Origin of the sequence: Neofamilia massiliensis, from assembly GCF_001299475.1 — a bacterium.
Classification (GTDB): domain Bacteria; phylum Bacillota; class Clostridia; order Tissierellales; family Peptoniphilaceae; genus Neofamilia; species Neofamilia massiliensis.
Genome location: NZ_CYUJ01000003.1, coordinates 285,352 through 304,740, shown reverse-complemented (window position 1 = coordinate 304,740; position 19,389 = coordinate 285,352). Strand labels below are relative to the sequence as shown.

At 34.3% G+C, this 19,389-nt stretch carries 21 protein-coding genes and 1 tRNA gene; 5 read left to right on the top strand and 17 right to left on the bottom strand.

The window, feature by feature from the left end; translation table 11 throughout:
• The 6 genes from BN2667_RS05925 to BN2667_RS05900 all read right to left on the bottom strand — a co-directional run bounded on the left by BN2667_RS05925 (window position 1) and on the right by BN2667_RS05900 (window position 4,793).
• Window positions 1–480 (bottom strand): hypothetical protein, encoded by a 480-nt coding sequence (locus BN2667_RS05925; protein ID WP_054252411.1) that lies wholly within the window; start codon window positions 478–480, stop codon window positions 1–3.
• A 32-nt stretch (window positions 481–512) separates the two neighbouring features.
• Window positions 513–905: a hypothetical protein gene (locus BN2667_RS05920; protein ID WP_054252410.1), complete on the bottom strand. Its 393-nt coding sequence runs from the start codon at window positions 903–905 to the stop codon at window positions 513–515.
• A gap of 86 nt (window positions 906–991) precedes the next feature.
• Window positions 992–1,960 carry a DUF4367 domain-containing protein gene (locus tag BN2667_RS05915; protein WP_054252409.1) on the bottom strand — a complete coding sequence of 323 codons (969 nt, stop codon included), beginning with the start codon at window positions 1,958–1,960 and terminating at the stop codon, window positions 992–994.
• Complete coding sequence (locus BN2667_RS05910; RefSeq protein ID WP_054252408.1) at window positions 1,953–2,495, bottom strand: RNA polymerase sigma factor; 543 nt, start codon at window positions 2,493–2,495, stop codon at window positions 1,953–1,955. Before BN2667_RS05910 ends, BN2667_RS05915 begins: the two co-directional genes overlap by 8 nt.
• Before the next feature lie 144 nt (window positions 2,496–2,639).
• Window positions 2,640–3,824: a glycine C-acetyltransferase gene (locus BN2667_RS05905; protein ID WP_054252407.1), complete on the bottom strand. Its 1,185-nt coding sequence runs from the start codon at window positions 3,822–3,824 to the stop codon at window positions 2,640–2,642.
• A 21-nt stretch (window positions 3,825–3,845) separates the two neighbouring features.
• Entirely contained in the window at window positions 3,846–4,793 is a 948-nt protein-coding gene (locus BN2667_RS05900) for an NAD-dependent epimerase/dehydratase family protein (protein WP_054252406.1), read from the bottom strand.
• A gap of 391 nt (window positions 4,794–5,184) precedes the next feature.
• On the opposite strand from BN2667_RS05900, the gene BN2667_RS05895 reads away from it, so the two are divergent.
• A complete protein-coding gene (locus tag BN2667_RS05895; protein WP_054252405.1) occupies window positions 5,185–6,393 on the top strand; it encodes a MalY/PatB family protein in 1,209 nt (402 codons plus the stop codon).
• A gap of 1 nt (window position 6,394) precedes the next feature.
• Entirely contained in the window at window positions 6,395–7,306 is a 912-nt protein-coding gene (locus BN2667_RS05890; protein ID WP_162200280.1) for an alpha/beta hydrolase, read from the top strand.
• 57 nt (window positions 7,307–7,363) lie between these two features.
• Here the strand turns inward: BN2667_RS05890 and brnQ are convergent, their stop codons facing one another.
• The 3 genes from brnQ to BN2667_RS05875 all read right to left on the bottom strand — a co-directional run bounded on the left by brnQ (window position 7,364) and on the right by BN2667_RS05875 (window position 11,249).
• Window positions 7,364–8,713, bottom strand: a complete 1,350-nt coding sequence (gene brnQ, locus BN2667_RS05885; RefSeq protein WP_054252403.1) for a branched-chain amino acid transport system II carrier protein — start codon at window positions 8,711–8,713, stop codon at window positions 7,364–7,366.
• Between the two features lie 120 nt (window positions 8,714–8,833).
• Entirely contained in the window at window positions 8,834–10,459 is a 1,626-nt protein-coding gene (locus BN2667_RS05880) for a hypothetical protein (RefSeq protein WP_054252402.1), read from the bottom strand.
• The gene (locus BN2667_RS05875) at window positions 10,452–11,249 is read right to left on the bottom strand and encodes an ATP-binding cassette domain-containing protein (protein WP_054252401.1); all 798 of its coding nucleotides are present in this window, start codon (window positions 11,247–11,249) and stop codon (window positions 10,452–10,454) included. The genes BN2667_RS05880 and BN2667_RS05875 overlap by 8 nt, the downstream gene beginning before the upstream one ends.
• Before the next feature lie 91 nt (window positions 11,250–11,340).
• Here BN2667_RS05875 and BN2667_RS05870 point away from each other — a divergent pair, with 91 nt between their 5' ends.
• Complete coding sequence (locus BN2667_RS05870; protein WP_054252400.1) at window positions 11,341–11,781, top strand: GNAT family N-acetyltransferase; 441 nt, start codon at window positions 11,341–11,343, stop codon at window positions 11,779–11,781.
• A gap of 55 nt (window positions 11,782–11,836) precedes the next feature.
• On the opposite strand, the gene BN2667_RS05865 is transcribed toward BN2667_RS05870, so the two are convergent.
• The 7 genes from BN2667_RS05865 to BN2667_RS05835 are packed head-to-tail and all read right to left on the bottom strand — an operon-like array spanning window position 11,837 to window position 17,034.
• The gene (locus BN2667_RS05865; protein ID WP_054252399.1) at window positions 11,837–12,967 is read right to left on the bottom strand and encodes an aminotransferase class V-fold PLP-dependent enzyme; all 1,131 of its coding nucleotides are present in this window, start codon (window positions 12,965–12,967) and stop codon (window positions 11,837–11,839) included.
• Window positions 12,954–13,223: a putative Se/S carrier protein gene (locus BN2667_RS05860; RefSeq protein WP_054252398.1), complete on the bottom strand. Its 270-nt coding sequence runs from the start codon at window positions 13,221–13,223 to the stop codon at window positions 12,954–12,956. The genes BN2667_RS05865 and BN2667_RS05860 overlap by 14 nt, the downstream gene beginning before the upstream one ends.
• Window positions 13,223–13,795: a sulfurtransferase-like selenium metabolism protein YedF gene (gene yedF, locus BN2667_RS05855; protein ID WP_054252397.1), complete on the bottom strand. Its 573-nt coding sequence runs from the start codon at window positions 13,793–13,795 to the stop codon at window positions 13,223–13,225. The genes BN2667_RS05860 and yedF overlap by 1 nt, the downstream gene beginning before the upstream one ends.
• Window positions 13,796–13,809: 14 nt before the next feature.
• On the bottom strand, window positions 13,810–14,829 hold the full coding sequence (gene selD / locus BN2667_RS05850; RefSeq protein WP_054252396.1) for a selenide, water dikinase SelD: 1,020 nt from the start codon (window positions 14,827–14,829) through the stop codon (window positions 13,810–13,812).
• A 54-nt stretch (window positions 14,830–14,883) separates the two neighbouring features.
• On the bottom strand, window positions 14,884–16,029 hold the full coding sequence (locus tag BN2667_RS05845; RefSeq protein ID WP_054252395.1) for a double-cubane-cluster-containing anaerobic reductase: 1,146 nt from the start codon (window positions 16,027–16,029) through the stop codon (window positions 14,884–14,886).
• A 1-nt stretch (window position 16,030) separates the two neighbouring features.
• Window positions 16,031–16,789 carry an acyl-CoA dehydratase activase gene (locus tag BN2667_RS05840; RefSeq protein ID WP_054252394.1) on the bottom strand — a complete coding sequence of 253 codons (759 nt, stop codon included), beginning with the start codon at window positions 16,787–16,789 and terminating at the stop codon, window positions 16,031–16,033.
• A gap of 14 nt (window positions 16,790–16,803) precedes the next feature.
• On the bottom strand, window positions 16,804–17,034 hold the full coding sequence (locus BN2667_RS05835; RefSeq protein ID WP_082380209.1) for a putative Se/S carrier protein: 231 nt from the start codon (window positions 17,032–17,034) through the stop codon (window positions 16,804–16,806).
• A 145-nt stretch (window positions 17,035–17,179) separates the two neighbouring features.
• Here BN2667_RS05835 and BN2667_RS05830 point away from each other — a divergent pair, with 145 nt between their 5' ends.
• Window positions 17,180–18,079 (top strand): selenium metabolism-associated LysR family transcriptional regulator, encoded by a 900-nt coding sequence (locus BN2667_RS05830; protein ID WP_054252393.1) that lies wholly within the window; start codon window positions 17,180–17,182, stop codon window positions 18,077–18,079.
• Between the two features lie 6 nt (window positions 18,080–18,085).
• Window positions 18,086–18,180: transfer RNA gene (locus tag BN2667_RS09360), tRNA-Sec, on the top strand.
• Between the two features lie 139 nt (window positions 18,181–18,319).
• On the opposite strand, the gene BN2667_RS05825 is transcribed toward BN2667_RS09360, so the two are convergent.
• Window positions 18,320–19,378, bottom strand: coding sequence for a tyrosine-type recombinase/integrase (locus tag BN2667_RS05825; RefSeq protein ID WP_054252392.1), 1,059 nt, complete (start codon window positions 19,376–19,378; stop codon window positions 18,320–18,322).
• Window positions 19,379–19,389 lie beyond the last annotated feature (11 nt).

The following is a 19,389-nucleotide window of genomic DNA, read 5'->3' as shown; positions in this document are numbered from 1 at the left end:
TTAATAGTTTACACCTACTGAAAATTCTATAGTTTTTGAACTTAAATTTCTAACTTCTACCCAATATCTCCCATAATTTTTAGCAGTAAAACTTCTATTTTGTTTTTGCATATCACTTTCCATGCGAAGCATTTCATTTACTGAATAGTTATAATCTCCATATACGATTGTTCTTCTATTCATTCCTTCTCCCCTTGCATGGTTTAAAATAGTAACTCGAGTATTATTTGATATATAGAAACCGTCTTCACCTAAAGGCTTAACAGTAACTTTCTCATTTACTCCTAATCTTATAGGATCACTAGCGTATCTTAAAAAAGTATCTACAGTAATTATATCTTTTATATTATTATTTGAATCATATATAGTATACTGTATAAACCTATAATTTTCAGAACTAGGATTTTCACTAGCATAAACATTTGATGCAATAACAAAAATTAATACTAAAACTAATAACATACTTATAAATTTTTTCATAATTTTTTTCCTTTCTTAAATAGATTTTAAAGTTATAAACTTACATAATTTGATATCGTTGTGAAATTTTCACCCCCTATGTTTACGGTAACTCTCGCTCTATAAGTAGATCCAGCTTGACCTGAATATATTTTCGATAATGAAATAAATCTGTTTCCACTTATTGGCCAAATATTAACATTTTCCCATCCATAATCTGTATATTTTTCTAAGTATAAGTTACCATAAATAGTATGATTAGAATTGATGGAGAGATCTACAAATAATTTTGAACCTCTAGAATCTAAATCTAAAGAAATAGTATTACTATTATCCCATTTAAGTTCGTTTTGGTAATTTATTTTAGAAAATGCCAAAACATTGTCTGTAACTAATAAACAAAGAATAAAAACACAAACTATAAATAATATTCTTTTTTTATTCAATTTTCTCACCTCCGTTAAGTTTTATAATATTTTATCTTCTCATATATATAACGCACTAAAGACAAAAACGTGACAAAAAAATTTACTTATTTACAAATATTTTTTGCAATTTCAAAAAGTTCATCTTTATTAATTTTTCCAAATACACAGATTTCCAGGCCATTTTGTTGCCAAAGAAGAAAATTTATATCACGTTCCCAATAGTAACCGTTGTGATTATTTACTAATATTTCTTCTAATTGAGCATCTTCGGTGTTATATTCTGTATGATTATTTGCAAGAGAAAGATTTTTAATAAATATAGTAATGGTATCCCCTTTAGTGTTTTCATAATAATGAGATCTTGTAATTCTACTTTTAAAAGTATCAACAAGTTCATATCCATCTGGCATATAAGATATTTTCAAATCATCAAGACCTAAAATTTCTTCGTCTGTTTCTTCTAATTGTACAAAGCTAAAGGTTGAATAGGTACCAAAGTCTTTTATTATCCAGTCGTAGACCTTGGACCTGGCTGCTGTGTTTATTGAAAAAAACAAAGAGATAGATCCTGCTAGGACTAGGAAGATGACGGCAACTTTTTTTAGAATTTGTCTCCTTGGTCCTTGGACTTTTAATCCTAGGTCTTGCATATTTTTTCTAAAGGCCTTAGATGGGTCAAAGGAAGTTTTTGGAATCCTATAAAGCTTGTCTGTATAAGTATTTATTAGCATGAGACAGGCCAGGTCTAGGTCAGAATCTTTAATAAGATGGTCGTCTAGGCCTAGGCTTTGAGATAGTAGGTCTAAAGTCCAGGAGTATTTTTCTCTAGGATTTTCTATATCAAAAACTTTTTCTAGGCTAGAAGGTGGGTTTTTAAAGTAGTGTTTTTCTAAAAGAATTGTCTGCAAGTCTACTGGCAAAATTTTTATTAGATCAACTAAGTTTTCTAAGTCTTCTTGGCTTAGATTATTTTTAGAAACAGATTTTTCTTTTCTCAATGAACTTTCTATTTGTTCTTGCAAGGTCAGGTCAAGGGCTTGGCCTAATAAGAAATCCATATTTTTCTCAGTCATTTTTATCAACTCCTTTAAGTTTATTTTCTAAAGTTTTTACAAGTCTTTCCTTTCTCTTTCTAGCTGCCCGAGGACTTATATTTAATAGCTTAGCAATATCTTTATAGGCCATATCGTATTTATATTTTAAAATTAAAAGCCTTTGGTCATCTAAGGGCAGGGCCTTAATGTGTTTTAACAAGTCGGCAACTAGGAGATTTGTTTCAACTTGGTCATAGGTTGATGGATTTTTCTCATCTACTAGCTGGTCAAAGTTTTCAATTTCGGAAAATTTATTTTTCTGGCGGAAAATATCCATGGCCTGGTTGTAGAGGATTACAAAAATATAAGAGGAAAGTTTTTCTTCTGGCAGGGCTTTAATTCTCTCTATATTTTCAATTATTTTTATGTAAGTTGTAGACAAGGCGTCTTCTGCATCTGCCTTGTTTTTTAATAGGGACAAGGCAAGACTGTAAAGGCGGTCCTTGTAGGATTTATAAAGATCGGAAACAAAGTCCCTGTCTTCTTGGTTTAGGTTTAAAAATAATGCCAGCATACTTCCTCCTCATCTTCATTCTACCATAAAGAAGCTTCATATATATAACGGGCCAGGGCAGAAAATGTGACAAGGTATTTTAAATTTTTCAAAAAAAAAAAAAAAAGAGAGACTTAAAATTTAAGTCCCTCCTTAAAATCTATCTTAGATTATTCCCATGTCTTTGCCAGCTTTTTCAAAGGCTGCTACTGCCTTGTCTAGTTCTTCTTTTGAGTGGGCTGCTGAAATCATGCAACGAACTCTACCTGTTCCCTTTGGAACTGTTGGGAATACAATTGCTGATCCAAATACTCCGTATTCTCTAAGTTTTTTAGAAAATTCCATAGTCTTAGCTTCGTCGCCAATTATTACTGGTGTAATTGGTGTTTCAGAATGGCCAGTGTTAAAGCCAAGTTTGCCAAGTCTTTCTTTAAAGTACTTAGCATTGTCCCAAAGTTTCTTTTGTAGTTCATCTGATTCCATTAATAGTTCAACTGATGCTATACAAGCTGCTGTGTCGCCAGGTGATAGGGTAGTAGAGAATAGAACTGGTCTAGCTCTGTGGTTTAGCCATTGATAAGCAACTTCGTTACAAGCTACATAGCCACCCTTAACTCCAATAGCCTTTGATAGGGTACCAATTACAAAGTCAACCTTGTCATGTAGGCCAAAGTGGTCAACAGTTCCTCTACCGTGGCTGCCCATAACTCCTGAACCGTGAGCATCATCTACATAAGTTATTGCGCCGTATTTTTCTGCAAGTTCTACAATCTCTGGAAGTTTTGCAAGGTCGCCATCCATTGAGAATACGCCGTCAGTTATAATTAACATAGTCTTATACTTGCCAGCATTTTCTTTTAAAACTCTTTCAAGGTCTTCCATGTCAGAGTGTTTGAAGATGGCCTTGTCAGCCTTAGTCATTCTAATACCGTCGATAATAGATGCGTGGTTTAGTTCGTCAGAAATTACTAGGTCTCCCTTTTCAACTATAGCTTGAACTGTTCCAACGTTACAGTCATAACCTGATTGGTAAATAAATACTCTTTCAGTGTGTTTAAATTCTGCTAGTTTCTTTTCTAATTCTTCGTGGATGTCCATGTTACCAATAATTGTTCTAACAGCACCAGCACCAACGCCGTATTTTTCTATAGTTTTAATAGCTGCTTCTTTTAGTTTTGGGTGGTTGGCTAGGCCAAGGTAGTTGTTTGAAGATAGGTTAACCATTTCCTTGCCATCAAGGACAATTGTTGAAGAGTTTTTGCCTTCTAGAACTGGAAGAGTACGATAAACTCCGTCTTTTTTAAGTTGGTCAACTTTTTCTTCTAAAAATTTTAGATCATGTACGCTCATTTTAAAATCTCCTTATCTATATTATTTTAATTTCTTTTCTAAGTTTTCTAACATGTCCTTAGTCATTTTGTCTAAGTCATATTCAGGTTTCCAGCCCCATTCTTCTCTGGCTGCTGAGTCATCAAGAGAATTTGGCCAGCTTTCTGCAATTGCTTGTCTAACTGGGTCTACATCGTAGTCTAGTTTAAAGTCAGGCATATATTTTTTAATGCTTTCGTCTAAAATTTCTGGTGTAAGACTCATGGCAGTTATGTTAAAGGCGTTTCTGTGAATTAATTTATCTGGATCTGCTTCCATTAAATCAACTACTGCCTTAAGGGCGTCTGGCATATAAAGCATGTCCATTTGAGTTCCTTCAGCAATGTAAGAAGTGTAGGCGCCTTTTTTAATTGCGTCATAGTAAATGTGAACTGCATAGTCAGTTGTGCCTTGGCCAGGAAGAGTTTCGTGAGAAATAATTCCAGGATAACGAACTCCTCTTACGTCTACGCCAAATTTGTGGAAGTAGTAGTCACAAAGAATTTCTCCAGCAACTTTTGTAACACCGTACATAGTGTTAGGTCTTTGGATAGTTACTTGTGGAGTCTTGTCAAGGGGAGTTCCTTCGCCAAAGGCTGCTATTGAAGATGGAACAAATACTTGGCATCCTAGTTCTCTTGCAGCTTCAAGAGAGTTAATAATTCCATTAACATTGATGTCCCAAGTTTTTTGTGGCATAGTTTCTCCTTTAGCTGAAAGAATAGCAGCAAGATTTATTATTGTATCTGCCTTAAAGTCTTTAGCTAGGTCAAATAATTTTTGGCCGTCAGTAACATCTAGGGTTTCAAAGCGAATATCGCCAAGGGCTTCTAGATTTTTTTCTGAACGATTTGTAGCGAGAATGTTTTCCCTGCCATAAATGTTTCCTAAGTAGTTGGCTAGTTCGGTACCAATTTGTCCACTGGCACCTGTAATTAATATTCTCTTCATTTATGCATCTCCTTAAAATATTTTTAGGTTTTCAGGCAACCTATAAGCCTAAATTAAACTATATTAAGTTTTCACTCACAAAATTATTATACAGCAGAAAAAATAACAATTCAAGGAAAAGGAAAATGATTGCAAAAAAATTTTATAAGTATGAGAAAAATTTTTCGAAAAATTAAAAGTGGCTAAAATACTTTAGTTGATTTTAAGTATAAATTAAGCTAGGCTAATGAAATAATTTTTTAAATACTATATAATAAAATCCAAGAGCAAGTAAATATTTTAAGTACATGACTTAAAGATTTCTAATTTGAAAAACTAAAGAGATTAAAAAACTTGTCAAAAGATCTAGGAACTTATATGAAAAGATAATTAAAGAGAAAGGAAGAAGACAATGACCTATAAATTTGATTTTGAAACTTATATTGATAGGACCAATACCAACGCCAGGGCCTTAGAAGAAAACCACTTTCCAGACGTTGTTACTAGAGAGGGCTTTTCTAAAATTCCTATGTGGGTTGCAGACATGAGTTTTCCAACTGTGCCTGCAGCAATTGAGAAAATGAAAAAGAGACTGGACCATCCAATTTTTGGTTACTTTATAACTCCAGATGAATACTTTGATGCAATTATCTCCTGGCAAAAAAGGCGAAATGGAGTAGACATTGAAAGAGAAAATATATCTTACGAAAACGGAGTCCTTGGTGGAATTGCATCTATAGCTAGAGTCCTAGCAGCTCCAGGAGACAATGTGCTTATTCATGCTCCATCTTATGTTGGTTTTATAAATACTATGAAAGCCAATGGCTACAATCCAATTTTTTCAAATCTTTATTTAGATGAAAATAATATTTGGCGTATGGACTATGAAGACATGGACAGAAAAATTAAGGAAAACAATATTAATTTAGCAATTTTCTGTTCTCCTCACAACCCATCAGGTAGAGTTTGGACTAGGGAAGAATTAGAAAGGGCCTATGAAGTTTTTAAAGAAAACAATGTCTATGTAATTACAGATGAAATTTGGTCTGACCTAATTTTAGCTGACAATGTTCATATACCAGCCTGGTCAATAAACGAAGATGCAAAGATGAGAACTATAACAACTTATGCACCATCAAAAACCTTTAACCTTGCAGCCTTTATTGGGGCCTATCACTTAGTTTTCAATCCATATTTAAAGGCTAGAATTGATCGCCAAGTAGAGAAAACTGCCTACAACCGCCAAAACGTCTTATCTTGTGCGGCCTTAATTGGGGCTTATAGTGATGAGGGCGCTGCCTATGTAGATGAGCTTAGAGAAGTTCTTGCAAAAAATATTTCCTATGCAATTGATTTTATTGAAAAAAACTTTAAGGGTGTAAGCCTAGCTAGACCCCAAGGAACTTATGTAATTTATTTAAATACAAAAGAATGGGAAGAGGCAAACAATAAAAGCCATGACGAGCTTTTAAATAGAGCTGTTGAATATGGAGTGATTTGGCAAGACGGCAGACCTTTTATGATGGACCACACAATTAGAGTAAACCTAAGCCTACCTTTTGCAAAGTTAGTTGAAGCTTTTGACAGGCTAGACAAGTATGTCTTTAATGGAGACTGGTAAAATGATATTTTTATATGTGCTTTTAGGCCTTTGTGCAATATATTTATTAATTGGCCTTTACTTTTATAATATTTCTCTCAATGCCAAATCTGACAAGACTAGCGTTATGGAAGGTAACAGGTCAGTAAATGGCTTTGACGAAAGCAAAAACGAAAATGCCTGGTTTGATGAAAATTCTATAGAGACTTCTATAAAATCAAAGCGTGGTGAAAAGCTAGTTGCCTATAAGTCTATTAATGACCAAGCCAAGGATTGGGTTATTGTAGTTCACGGCTACCTTCTAAGTGGCAGATCCATGTCTGTATACACAAAGAAGTTTTTTGAAATGGGCTACAATGTTTTAACCTTAGACCTACTTGGCCACGGAAAATCAGAAGGCAAGACTATTTCAATGGGAGGTTTTGACTCAGACAATTTAGTTCTTTGGGCAGAAAAATTGACTGAAGAATATCCTGAATGTAAGATCATTCTCTTTGGAATATCAATGGGAGCAGCTACAGTTTTAAATTCTCTAGGCAAGGGACTGCCAGCAAGTGTAAAGGCCTTTATAGAAGACTCAGGCTATGTAAGACTAGAAGAAATTTTCAGCCACCAGCTTAAAAAACTTTACGGTCTTCCAAAATTTTTAGTTATCCCACCTGCATCATTAATGACAAAACTTATTGGCGGCTACAGCTTTAAAGAAGTTGATGCTACTCAGGGAATTAAAGATACAAAACTTCCAGGACTTTTAATCCATGGAGACAAAGATGGCTTTGTGCCAGTTGAAAATGTAGATATGGTTTATAAACTAATGAATTCAAGAAAAGAAAAACACATTTTCACAGACTCAATCCACTGCCAAGGACCCTTTAAATATCCAGAAGAATATTGGACCCTGGTAGAAAATTTTTTAAAAACTCTAGACAAATAAAAAGCGTAAAAAAAATAGCTAAGACATTTTTTGTCCTAGCTATTTTTATTTTAAAAACTATTTGTGGTCCTTAGATTTTTCTACTAAAGCAAAGACTAGGCCAAGGACAATTGCTGGAACTATCCAAGCAAAGCCTTTTGAAGAAAGAGGTAGAGATTCAATAACGGCAATTGGCGTATCGAAGTTTACCTTTTCTGGTGTAATATTTGCAAAGAAAGGACTAAGTCTGATTTTTTGTAAAATTTGATTAATTTTATCTTCTGCTCCTAAAATATTTTGGCTCAAAGATATAATTAAGGCTCCTAAAGAAGCTCCCTTGTAGGCAGACTTGTGTTTAATTAGTCCATCAAAAAGGGACATGGTTATTATTACAATAGTAACTGGATAAAGAACAGTTAGTATTGGTACGGCAAAGTTTATTAGGGTGTCTACTCCGTTAATGGCAGAGAAGGCAGAAAAGCCACAGACCATTAAAACAACTCCCTTATAAGAAATTTTATCGTGGAAGACTTGGGAGAAGAAATTTCCTGCAGTTGCAGTTAGGCCAACAGCTGTTGTCAAACAAGCCAGTGAAATTGCTAGACCTAAAATAAAATTACCCTTGCTTCCTAAAATTTCGTTAACCAAGGCTATAAGTAAATCAGCCCTTGATAGGTCTTTTGATAAAACTCCTGAGGCAGTTGCACCTAAATAAATAAAACCTCCATAAACTAAAAATAATCCAATTGCTGCAATTATTCCTGCAAAAACTGTCATTTGAAATTTTTGTTTTTGGTCAGTGTAGCCTTTTTGAATTACGGCTTGGATTATAATTGTTGCTAAAACCAAGGATCCAAGGCCGTCCATAGTTTGATAACCTTCTTCAAAACCTCTAAGGAAGTGTTGGGTGTTACCAGTATCTACAGGTTTGCCAATGGGGTTAGTTACGCCTACAATAATTAATATTGCCAAGACCACTAATAGAAGTGGAGTTAATAATGAGCCAATTTTGTCTACAACAGACATGGCATTTAAAGTAAAATATAAAACTATGGAAAAAAATATTATAGCTGAAATAACTGGGCTGATATTAAAAACTGGTTTGACTCCAATTTCGTATGTAACAGCAGCAGTTCTTGGAATGGCAAGTAAGGGCCCAATGGCTAGTAAAATAATAAAAGTTAAAAATCCTGCAGCCTTGTTGCCTAAATGCTTAAAAACGTCTGTCGTCTCACCGCCAGCCTTGGCAGTTGCAATAACTCCTAAAACAGGTAGACCAACACCTGTAAGCATAAAGCCAATCATTGTAAAAAGCCAGCCCTTACCAGCTATAAGACCTAGAGTTGGTGGAAAAATCAAGTTTCCAGCTCCTAAGAAAATAGCAAAGAGGGCAAAGCCAACGATAATTATATCCTTAGTTTTTTTCAATTTAATCAACCTCCATTTAACAATTATAGACCAGAAAACCTTTTCAGTCAAAGGATTTTTAGAAAAAATTTTCATCCTTAGAAAAAATTATCATAAAAAAGAGAAGCACGAAACTTCTCTTTATGATCTGCCAATCCTAACCTTAAAAGTCTTTGGCGCCAACTTATAAACTAAAATTAAGGCGAGAATTGAATATAAAATTGATGCGCCGATAAATATTGGACCAATCATTGGACCTTCAAGGCCTAGTTGCATGGTAAAGTAACAAACATAGTAGACAGCCAAGTTAATAATAAAGTAAATTGGACTTTTAGCCTCTTGGGCGTCGTTGTAAGGTTGAAAAATATAATACAAAAACAAAGTGTGAACTGAAAAGAAAACCCAAAGGGCTAAAAATTGTACTCCTAAAATTATACAGTCTTCGAGACCAGCTGAATTTATTCTATTCATTAACAGTAAAAATACAAAGAAGGGAATAAGCCCTAGGCCATTCCAGAAAATTAATTTTTGTAGTCTTAAGAAAAACATTTTTAACAGGTCCTTAGGCCTTCTATAAAAACCATATTGCATTAGAGCCTGGTCACAATTTGCAAACATAGTTCTAGTAATAGATTCATTTGCAAATAAAATATAAGTTACAAAAGGTAAAATTCCAGTTAGTCTTTTTACTAAAAGACTGCCATAGTCAGCTTGAAATTCTTCTTGTAAGCCTTTAATTGGAATAAAGGGAATTATAACCATGACTAAAACCACAACAGCTAAAATACCTGATTTTACAATAATTGGCTTTAAAATATGCCTCCTGTGCCTTTGGAAAAATAGTTCATTTAAAAGCTTGTAGCCAGAAAGATTTTTGTTTAAGAGGGTCTTTGAAGCTTCAAAATCTTCTATTTTAAGCTGGTTGGCCTTGTCAATAGCTTCCTTTTTCTTGTCCTTATAAGTCTTTACATTTTCGTAGTCTTGGCTAAGGTCATTTAAAATTATAGAGTAGCCTGAAAATTTTATTAGACCTATTATAGATAAAAGACCAAGGATTAAAAAAATTAATTTAAAATATAAATTTTCTAACAAAATCTCAGAAGATATATTAAAGAAAACCATGGCTACAAAGACTAGGATCATTATCAGTATTGAAAAGTAGCCTAACTTTGTAAGGGAGTTTTCATTTAATTTCTTCTTGGCTAAAAGCCTGGCATTTATATAATTATAAATACTTGAAGCCAGATAGGAAAGTACAGCTAAACTAAGGGCCAGACTGACAGAAAATCCTGCAAGCTTTCCTACAAGGGCCAGGGCCAAAAAGCTAGCTAAAGTCTTTATAGGCAGGTTAATAAAGTGATTTGCTACAAAAATTGTCCTAGGGTCGACCTTAAAAAGATTATAGTAAATCAGTGACTTGTCTTTCTTTTTCATAAAATAAAATTCTGTAAAGTCAAGTAAGAAGGCTATTAAAGTCATATTTAAAAATACATCTCTAAAGGCCATGTCTTTAAAAATAGAAATTATTAACTTAGCCCACAGGGAGAAGAGAGCTAGAATTCCAATATCAAATAAAGACTTAAATACAGAAAAAACCAATATAGCCAGAGGAGATAAAAATACCAAAGTCCTTTTTAGACTTTCGTTTTTGTAAGATGATCCAGGAGCCAGCCACTTTAGGATAGGAATTTTTCTAAAGTAATATAAGACCATATTTAAAATAGTCCTAATGTCGTACTCAGCTGACTTTAAGAAAAAATTAAACATCAGCATCATCTCCCTTTTCATAAATATCTCTAGAACTAACTTGAGAATCTTCAGCTAAAACTTTTGCCATGTCAGATTCTTTGCCCTTAGGACCTGCCTTGGATAAAATTCTAATAATTTCATCTTCAAAGTTAGGGTCCTTTAATTTTTCGTCAGGAAGTTTGTATAACTTTCCGTCAGAGAGAATAACTAACTGGTCGCAAAGGTCTGTAGCCAGTTGAAGAATGTGGGTGGAAAATAAAATTATGTGGTCATTTTCCATGGCCTTAAGTAATTTTTTAATTTGCAATTGAACTACAACGTCAAGGGAAGTTAGAGGCTCGTCCATGAGAATGACATTTGGTTTAATTAAAAGAAACATTAGCATTTGCAACTTGTTTCTAGTTCCTAGAGAATAAGTTTGGATAAGATAGTCTCTTTCAAATTTATCAAAGTCAATCCAATCAAAAAGCTCATCAAGACTTCTGTTTTCTTTAACTCTTTCCTTGTTAACATCTATAAAAAACTGCAAAAATTCCCTACCAGTTAAAAAGTTTGGTAGGAGGGGATTGGCAACCATATAAAATAGGTCTTCTTGGACTAGGGGCCTTTGCTCGCCGTCAATTTCTAAAAGCACTTGGCCGTCGTCTGCCTTTTTCTTTTGGGCAATAATATCAAAAAGAGTAGTTTTTCCAGAACCATTTCTCCCTAATAGGGCATAAATTTGTCCAGCTTGAAAAACTTCTTCTGCTCCTTTGAGAACGTCATTGGCCCCAAAGGACTTGTGTATATTTTCTATAAGTAATTTCATAATTCACCTCTAGGCTATTATAACAGAAAAATTAGGGTAAAAATATTAAGAAAGAATAAAGAATAAAAAAGATTATCTTTAGGAGGGACCTATGGGAGACATGGAACTTAGAAAAATAGAATACGGAACTCCAGCCTACGAAGAGACAATTGATCTTAGAAATGAATATTTTAGAAAGCCTCAAGGCATGGACATTAGAAATGAAGACTTAACAGGTGATGCCAAAGTTAATATGTACGGAGGCTATATTGACGATTGTCTCATGGCAACAGTTTTTTATGCAGAAAAAGATAGAGCCACTGCCCAAGTAAAGGCTTTAATTGTAGATGAAAAATACCAGGGCCAAGGCTATGGCAAGTACTTAATGAACTTCATTGAAGGTCTAATTAGAGAAAAAGGTTATAAAAAAGCCATCCTCCAAGGAAGAGTTTCAGCCCAAGGCCTATACGAAAAATTAGGCTATGTGCCTACATCTGAAGTCTTTGACTACAATACAATTCCCCACTTGTGGATGGAAAAAGATTTAAAATAAAATAAAGAGATGAGAAGTGGAAAATTTATCCAGAGTCTCATCTTTTTTTAAATTTTTATTTGTTTGATAATTCTTCTATGGCCTTAACAGCCTTCATAATTTCTTCTTCAGTATTATAAGAAGAAAGTGACAATCTAACTATGCCTCGGTCTTCTGTGCCAACCCATTTGTGAAAAAGGGGAGCACAGTGGCTGCCAGTTCTGACACAAAGACCATATTCGTCATAAAGTCTTTGGCCAACTTCGTTAGCTGCCATGTCCTTGATGTTAAAGGAAACAACAGGGGCATTTTCATGAGTAAAGGAAGTATAAAATTCTAACTTGTCATTTTTCTTTAGCTCAGTATATAAAAGCCTAGTTAGGTCTTGGATTTTTTTGTAAGGCGGATTTTTAATTAGCTCTTCAATTCCAGCCTTTAAACCTAAAAACGATGGAACGTTAGCAGTTCCTGGTTCAAATAATTCTGGCAGGACATTTGGTTGGTGTTTAGAAAAAGAATCAAAACCAGATCCGCCAGCAAAAACTTGATCAAAGGCAAAGTCTCCCTTAATCAAACATCCACCTGTGCCTTGAGGACCGTGAAGGGACTTGTGGCCAGTAAAACAAAAGATAGTTTGGTCAAAGTCCTTCATAGAAAATTCAAGACAGCCAGCACTTTGGGCCCCATCAATAATTAAAATTAAATTATTAGCCCTGGCAATCTCACTAACTCTTTTTAAGTCAGTTATCCTGCCAGATACATTTGAGGCTGCAGTTATAACTATGGCCTTGGTGTTTTTGTTAATGTGCTTTTCTATGTCTGCAATTTTTATAGAAAAATCCTCGTTGAGACCTAAGAAGGAAAGAGATCCCCCTCTTTCTTCAAGGTCATAAAGAGGCCTAAGAACAGAATTATGTTCACTAACTGAAGTAATAATATGGTCAGGTGCCTTAAACAAAGACTTAATTACAAAATTTAGTCCATAGGTAATATTAGGAGTTAGAACAACTTTTAAAGGATCGTCTAAGGAAAAATAATCAGCCACAGTCATTCTAACTTCCATCAAGGCCCTTAGGGCATTAAGACTTTGGTCATAGGACCCCCTAGATGGATTGCCATAGTCTTCAGAAACAATAGCCTGATAGACTGCATCAGCAACTGCCTTTGGTTTTTTTAAAGAAGTGGCACCATTATCAAGATAAATCATAAACTTTCACCTCAGGTTTTCTTTGGCCATCGACATATGATAAAACATAACGGCCTTCATAAGAAAAGTTTTCAGCTACAAATAAGTCTTCAACCTTCTTATAATCCTCTATATTAAAGCGAAGGGCAAGGCCACAGCTTGCATCAATTTCAGCAAGAAGTGGCACTAGCCTACAGTTTATTTTATTTTTTCCTAAGAGAATTTCAGACTTCATAGCCTGTGAACTAGAAGAAAAAGTATAAAGACAGTAGTCCATTAAGGTCTAACCACTTTAAACTGAGTCATTAGCTCACAAATCCTATACATATTTGTAATTTCACCAACTCTTAGTTTGTCCTTTAGATGATAGTTGTCTAGGCAAAGGCCACAAGATAGAACTTCGACACCAGCATTTGTAAGTTTTTCTAAGTCTTCAACTGCATTGTCAACAATAGTTGTTAGCTCGACTCCCTTGTTATAACAAATTACATATTCTGGATACTTGTCTTGTTCAGTTAAAGCGAGCAAGAAACTTTCTATTAATTTTTTAGAAAATTCTTCTTCGCCATGGCCTAGTTTGTTTGAGTCAAAGACAACAACATAGGCATCTTCTTTTTCCTTACTTGTTTCTTTATTAGTTGTCTTTGTAAAGACAACTTCATATTTTTCGTCATCAACTTTCTTAATGTCTACATCAAAACCAGTTTGTTTGGCCATTTTAGAAAGATTTTCTGTAGCAACTTCATTGTCAACTAAAACTAAAAAATTATCTTCTCCTTCTTTAATAACTCTCTTAGCCATAATTACTGGCATTGGACATTCAATTCCTAGTGCATCAATTGTTTTCATAATAAAATTCCTCCTTAAATAATAATTATATCCTTGTCAAATCTCTTGTGAATTTGACCAATAATACTTGCATCAATATTTGCGTTTTTTAATTCTTCAAGAGCCTCCTCAGCTTGGTCTTCTCTTAGACAAACTAAAAGTCCGCCAGAAGTTTGTGGATCGTAGAGAACTTCTTCTAAGGCAAAGTCATCAACTTGAAACTCAACCCTATCTTCCATAAAGGACCTGTTTCTTTGGCCGCCTTTAGTGAAGATAAATTCTTCAGCACATTTTTTTGCTCCTGGCAAAATTGGAAGCTTATCAGCCTCGATTATAGCTGTGTACTGGCCGTCAATTATTTCACCTAAATGACCTAAAAAGCCAAAGCCTGTAACATCAGTTCCACAAGAGACATCGTATTTACAAAAGATATCTCTGGCGTATTTATTTAGCTTAGTCATAGATGCTAGGGCAGCTTCATACTCTTCTTCACTAGAAAGGCCAACGCTGTAACCATTTGTTATTAGGGTTACACCTAGGGGCTTGGTGAGAATTAAATAGTCTCCCTGTCTTGGCGTATTGTTTTGCCAAATATTTTTTGGATGAACTTTGCCAAGAACACTTAGGCCATACTTGACTTTTGGGTCGTGGATAGAGTGGCCACCAACTAAACTTGCTCCAGCTTCTTTAACTTTTTCTGCTCCGCCTCTTAAAATTTCTTCCAAGGCCTTAACATCTCCTTCTTCAGGAAAGGCTACAATATTTAGGCCACAAACTGGTTCAGCTCCCATAGCATAAATATCTGATAGGGCATTGGCAGCAGCAATTTGGCCAAAGATATATGGGTCCTTAACCATAGAAGGAAAAAAGTCCAAGGTTAAAATAACGGCAACTTCATCTGAGATTTCAATAACAGCTGCGTCGTCTTTTGAGTCAAAGCCTACAAGAATGTCAGGCCTTTTTAGTAGGGGAATGGACTTTAATATTTCATCAAGAGAGCCTGCAGGGATTTTTGCATTACATCCACCACAAACTTCTAATTCTAAATCTTTCATAGTAGCTCCTTTCTGTAAAAGCAAATTTACAATAAGAATTTTTACTTATAGCTATTATAACATTTCTATAAAGGCAGAAACTCTAGTATTAAGTTGGCCTATGTCAGCTTGTGAGTAGTCAGTTTCAATGGAGATAAAAGGAATGTTCTTTTCTTCAGTTATAAACTTTCTTATACTGTGACTTTCAATTGCATAAGTGTGACAGGCTTGAAGGTTCATTTCAACAACACCGTCTACTTTGTACTCATCAATTAGTCTGCTTAAAAGGTCAAATCTGTTTTGGTCTGGAGTCATTACAGAACATCCAATGTCTAGGTACCTTCTAGCTATAGCCCTGTAAAGGTCGTCAGCATTTTCATCTACAAAGTTATCATAATTTTTTTCGCCAGTACAGTTTTCATAAGAGACAATTACAGCACCATTGTCTTCAATGGCCTTAATAATTTTTTCAGTAGCTCCACCAAGAGGACAACCAGTTACTAAAATTCTAGGTTTCTTTTCTCTACTTGTATCTGGATTTTCCACAATCTCCTTGGCAAGGGCATTTATTTCCTCAGGTAATTTTTCTCTTTCAAGTTTAAAAGTTGAGCCATATAAAACCTTAAATAAATCATAGCCAGAAATTGGAGTAGGATCAGCTTTCATTACTCCAGCTAGGTTTTTCATTGCCTTTCTAATATTGTTTTCAATTTTAACAGTTTCCAATAACTTTTCGTCAGTAATTTCAGTTTCAAATTTTTCTTCTAAGAAATTTTTTAGATCAATTACTTCTTGAACCCAAAGGTCCAAAGATCTTTCAGACTGGCTGTTAGGAAGTTCCATTAAAAACACTGGCTTAAATTCACTCATTAGCTCATACATTTTTTTCTTGCCGTCACAAGTAGTTTCGCCTACAACTACATCAGAAAAATAGAAGAAAGGGCACTTGTCAGCTTTTGCAAAGCCATAAGAAGATTTAATTAGGGGACAAAGGTTTTTTGGTAGGTCCTTTTCTGCTTCAGCTATAGTTTCATCAGAAGTTGAACAAAGAGAAACAGTAGCTGCTCCAGCTGCTTCAGCAATTTCTCTAGGGAAATAAGTACAATAAGAACCAACTACTGGAATGTTTTTGTCCTTGTATTCTTTTACAGCTAAAAATGAATTTTTTCTCTGATCGGCAAATTCTTCAAAAATTTCTGGCAAGTCTTTTATAATTTTCATATTATTTTTTCTCCTTTGCAAGTAATGCGGCACCAATTGCTCCTGCATAGATGCCATTTTTTGTAGTTTTAACATTTCTTCCTAATTTTTCAGACAAGATCTTAGTAAAAAATTCATTGTGACTGAGACCACCTGTCAAAATAACAGTTTCAGGAAGGTCTAACCTTTGGACCAGTTGGCTAACCTTTGTTGCAACAGAATCAACAACTCCAGCAGCAATATCTTCTCTTTTCTTTCCTTGGCCAATGTAGCTAATAATTTCTGACTCAGCAAAAACTGTACACAAACTAGAAATAGGAAGAACTTTTCCTTCCTTGGCAAGTTCAAATAGATCATCTATAGTTACAGACAACTTGTTAGCCATAACTTCTAAAAATTTTCCAGTTCCAGCTGAACACTTGTCGTTCATTAAAAAGTTTGTGACCATGCCATTTTCAATTAAAATCGCCTTGGTGTCTTGGCCACCAACATCAATAATGCCGACATTATCTCCTGCAATTTCTCTACCGCCTCTACCATGGCAGGTGATTTCTGTAATAACCTTATCAGCATAGTCAACTGCAACTCTGCCGTAACCAGTAGCTACAACTTTAGTGTCAGAAGAGGAAACATCAATTCCTTCTTTTAAAAGTTTTTCTCTAATAGTCTGAGCAGTTTCAACACTAGACCAGCCAGTAGGTAGTCTAAAGAGTAAATCTTTGTCTCCCTTTACACAGACTTTAGCAGCAGTTGAGCCAATATCAATTCCAATAAAATTCATATCCACCTCAATTCTTAAAAGTCTAATAAGACCATCTTTTCCCAGGCTAAATTATTAACCCTTAAAAAATCTTCTAAGTCAGCTTCGCTTTTATAGGCGTCCTCAAACTTCCAGGCAAGGCCACAAGAAGTTGAAAGCTCTTTAGGATTTGCAATAAGTCTGCCAGGAACCTTATTTTTTTTACAAAAATATTCCATGGCCATAGCATCACTTGTACTAGCAAAGCCAATAACAAAATATTTCACTTGACCTCCTATTAAATTAATAATTACTTAACTAGCTTTAGTATAGCATCAAAAAAAACCTTAGACTAATAAAAAAAATCTATTTATATCACTTATATATTGAAATTTATGATAAATACATATAGAATAGAAGAGGAGGGAAAAAATGGACATAAGACAACTTGAAACTTTTGTAGAAGTAGTAGAAGCAAAAAACTTTTCCAAGGCAGCAGATAATTTATACCTAACCCAACCAACAGTATCTGCCCATGTTAATGCCTTAGAAAAAGAATTTAAGGTTCAACTAATAAAAAGGACAACTAAAGAATTTCAAATAACAGAAGCAGGACAAAAACTATATGACTATGCAATAAAAATCTTAAGCATAAAAGATAAAATAAACGAAAGTTTACTTGGTTCAAGAGGGGAGGTTCTTAGAATTGGATCCTCATCTGCAATTACCATAGGCGACCTGCCATTTATTATAAAAAATTTCCACGAAAAGATGCCAGAAGTGAAATTTGATATAATAAATTCTGACTCCATGGACATAATAAACAAGGTAAATGACGGAGTTTTAGAAATCGGCCTAGTTGGAACAAAAGTTTTAGACTACGATTTACAGTTCATACCCTTTACAAATGATGAACTTTTATTTATAATGCCTAAGACAGATGAATATAAAAAAATCCACTCTAAGAAAAATCCTAGAGAAGAAATTTTTACAAAACCCTTTATAATGAGGGAAGACCAGTCTGGAACAAAAAAGGAAATACTAAAATACTTTTCATCAAAAAAACTAAACCCAAAAGACTTAAATGTAGTTGCTTCAATGTCAGATCCAATAAGTATCTTAGAAGCAGTAAAAATTGGCCTTGGAGTATCAATATTATCTAGCAAGGTTATAAGCGCCCTTAACTATGACGACTTAGTTTTAACCTATCCATTAAAAGATATAGGATCAGCTAGAGACTTTTATATAGTTTGTCAAAAAGAAAAGTATATGTCTATTTTAAGTAGGGAGTTTTTAGATTTTTTACTAGACCTATATAAAATAAAAAACTAAAAATCTGAAGGCGAATGAGTTTCTGGTGTGCTCTGCGGTCTTCAAAACCGTTGTGAGAGGAGTTCCTCTTAGGTGGGTTCGATTCCCACTCGTCTTCGCCATAATGTATTTAAACGTTGAAAATTAGCCATTAAAAAAATAAGTGATACTAATTTGATACTAAAATTAAAAGAAGCATATTGCAGGCCAATCAATTATAATCTGGCTGAATGCAATATGCTTCTTTTTGTTGTGTTTGTTTTATTTATTTTCTAGTTGTTTGTTTATGTTCTCCATTAGGTTTATTTCTTCAGTAGGGAAGAAGTGGCTATAGGTGTCTAGTGTTATTGATGTGTCTTTGTGGCCTAGTCTTTTTGATATTAGGACTATATTAACTTTTTGATTTATTAAATAGCTTGCGTGGCTATGTCTTAGGCCGTGAACGTGGATTCTTTCTATTCCTGCATCTTGTGAGCCTTGTTTTATTCCATTTTCTATAAATCTTTTATTCCATTGGAAAACTGGTGCGTCAGGGCTAGTGTCATAACATTTGGCTTTATATTCTAGTAATTGATTTACTGTTGTATCAGGGATCATTATTAGCCTGTTTTCATAGGTCTTTGTTGGTGTTATTACGTCTTTTCCTTTTAGTCTTTGATATGACTTGTTTATGTTTATTGTTTTGTTTTCTAGATCTATATCTGCCCAAGTAAGAGCGAACAACTCTCCTTTTCTCATACCTGTCCAGTACAAGAGATTTATAGCCGTTTTTGCTTTTAAATCGTTTATTAATGCTATTACATGGCTATATTCGTCAAAGGTCCAGAATCTCATTTTAGAGGGAATTTCATCAGGTATGTTAACCCTGCCTGCTTTTCTTGCTGGATTTTCTTTTAGGCCATAGAATTTTACTGCATGATTTAATATTGCTGATAGTTGATTTTGTAGGTTGTTTATATATGAGCTTTTAAAGCCTAGTTTTATCATTTCATTTTGCCACTTTACTATATCTATTGATGTTATGTCTTTTAGTGGTATATCTTCAAAGTATGGCAGGATTCTAACTAATCTATATTTTTTATTTTGTATTGTATGCTCTCTTAATTGGGGATAGGTGTCTTTCTTATAGATCTCTATAAAATCCTTGAATGGGATTTCAGGTTGAAACTGGCTTGACTGTAAGAAATTCCTTTCAAATTCTTGGGCGTCTTTCTTTCTTTTAAAGCCTCTTTTAAATTTTGTCTTTGTTTCTCCCTTGTAGTCTTCATAATAAAATTTACAGTACCATGTGTTGTTATTGGTGTCTTTGTATGCTGGCATATTATTTCATT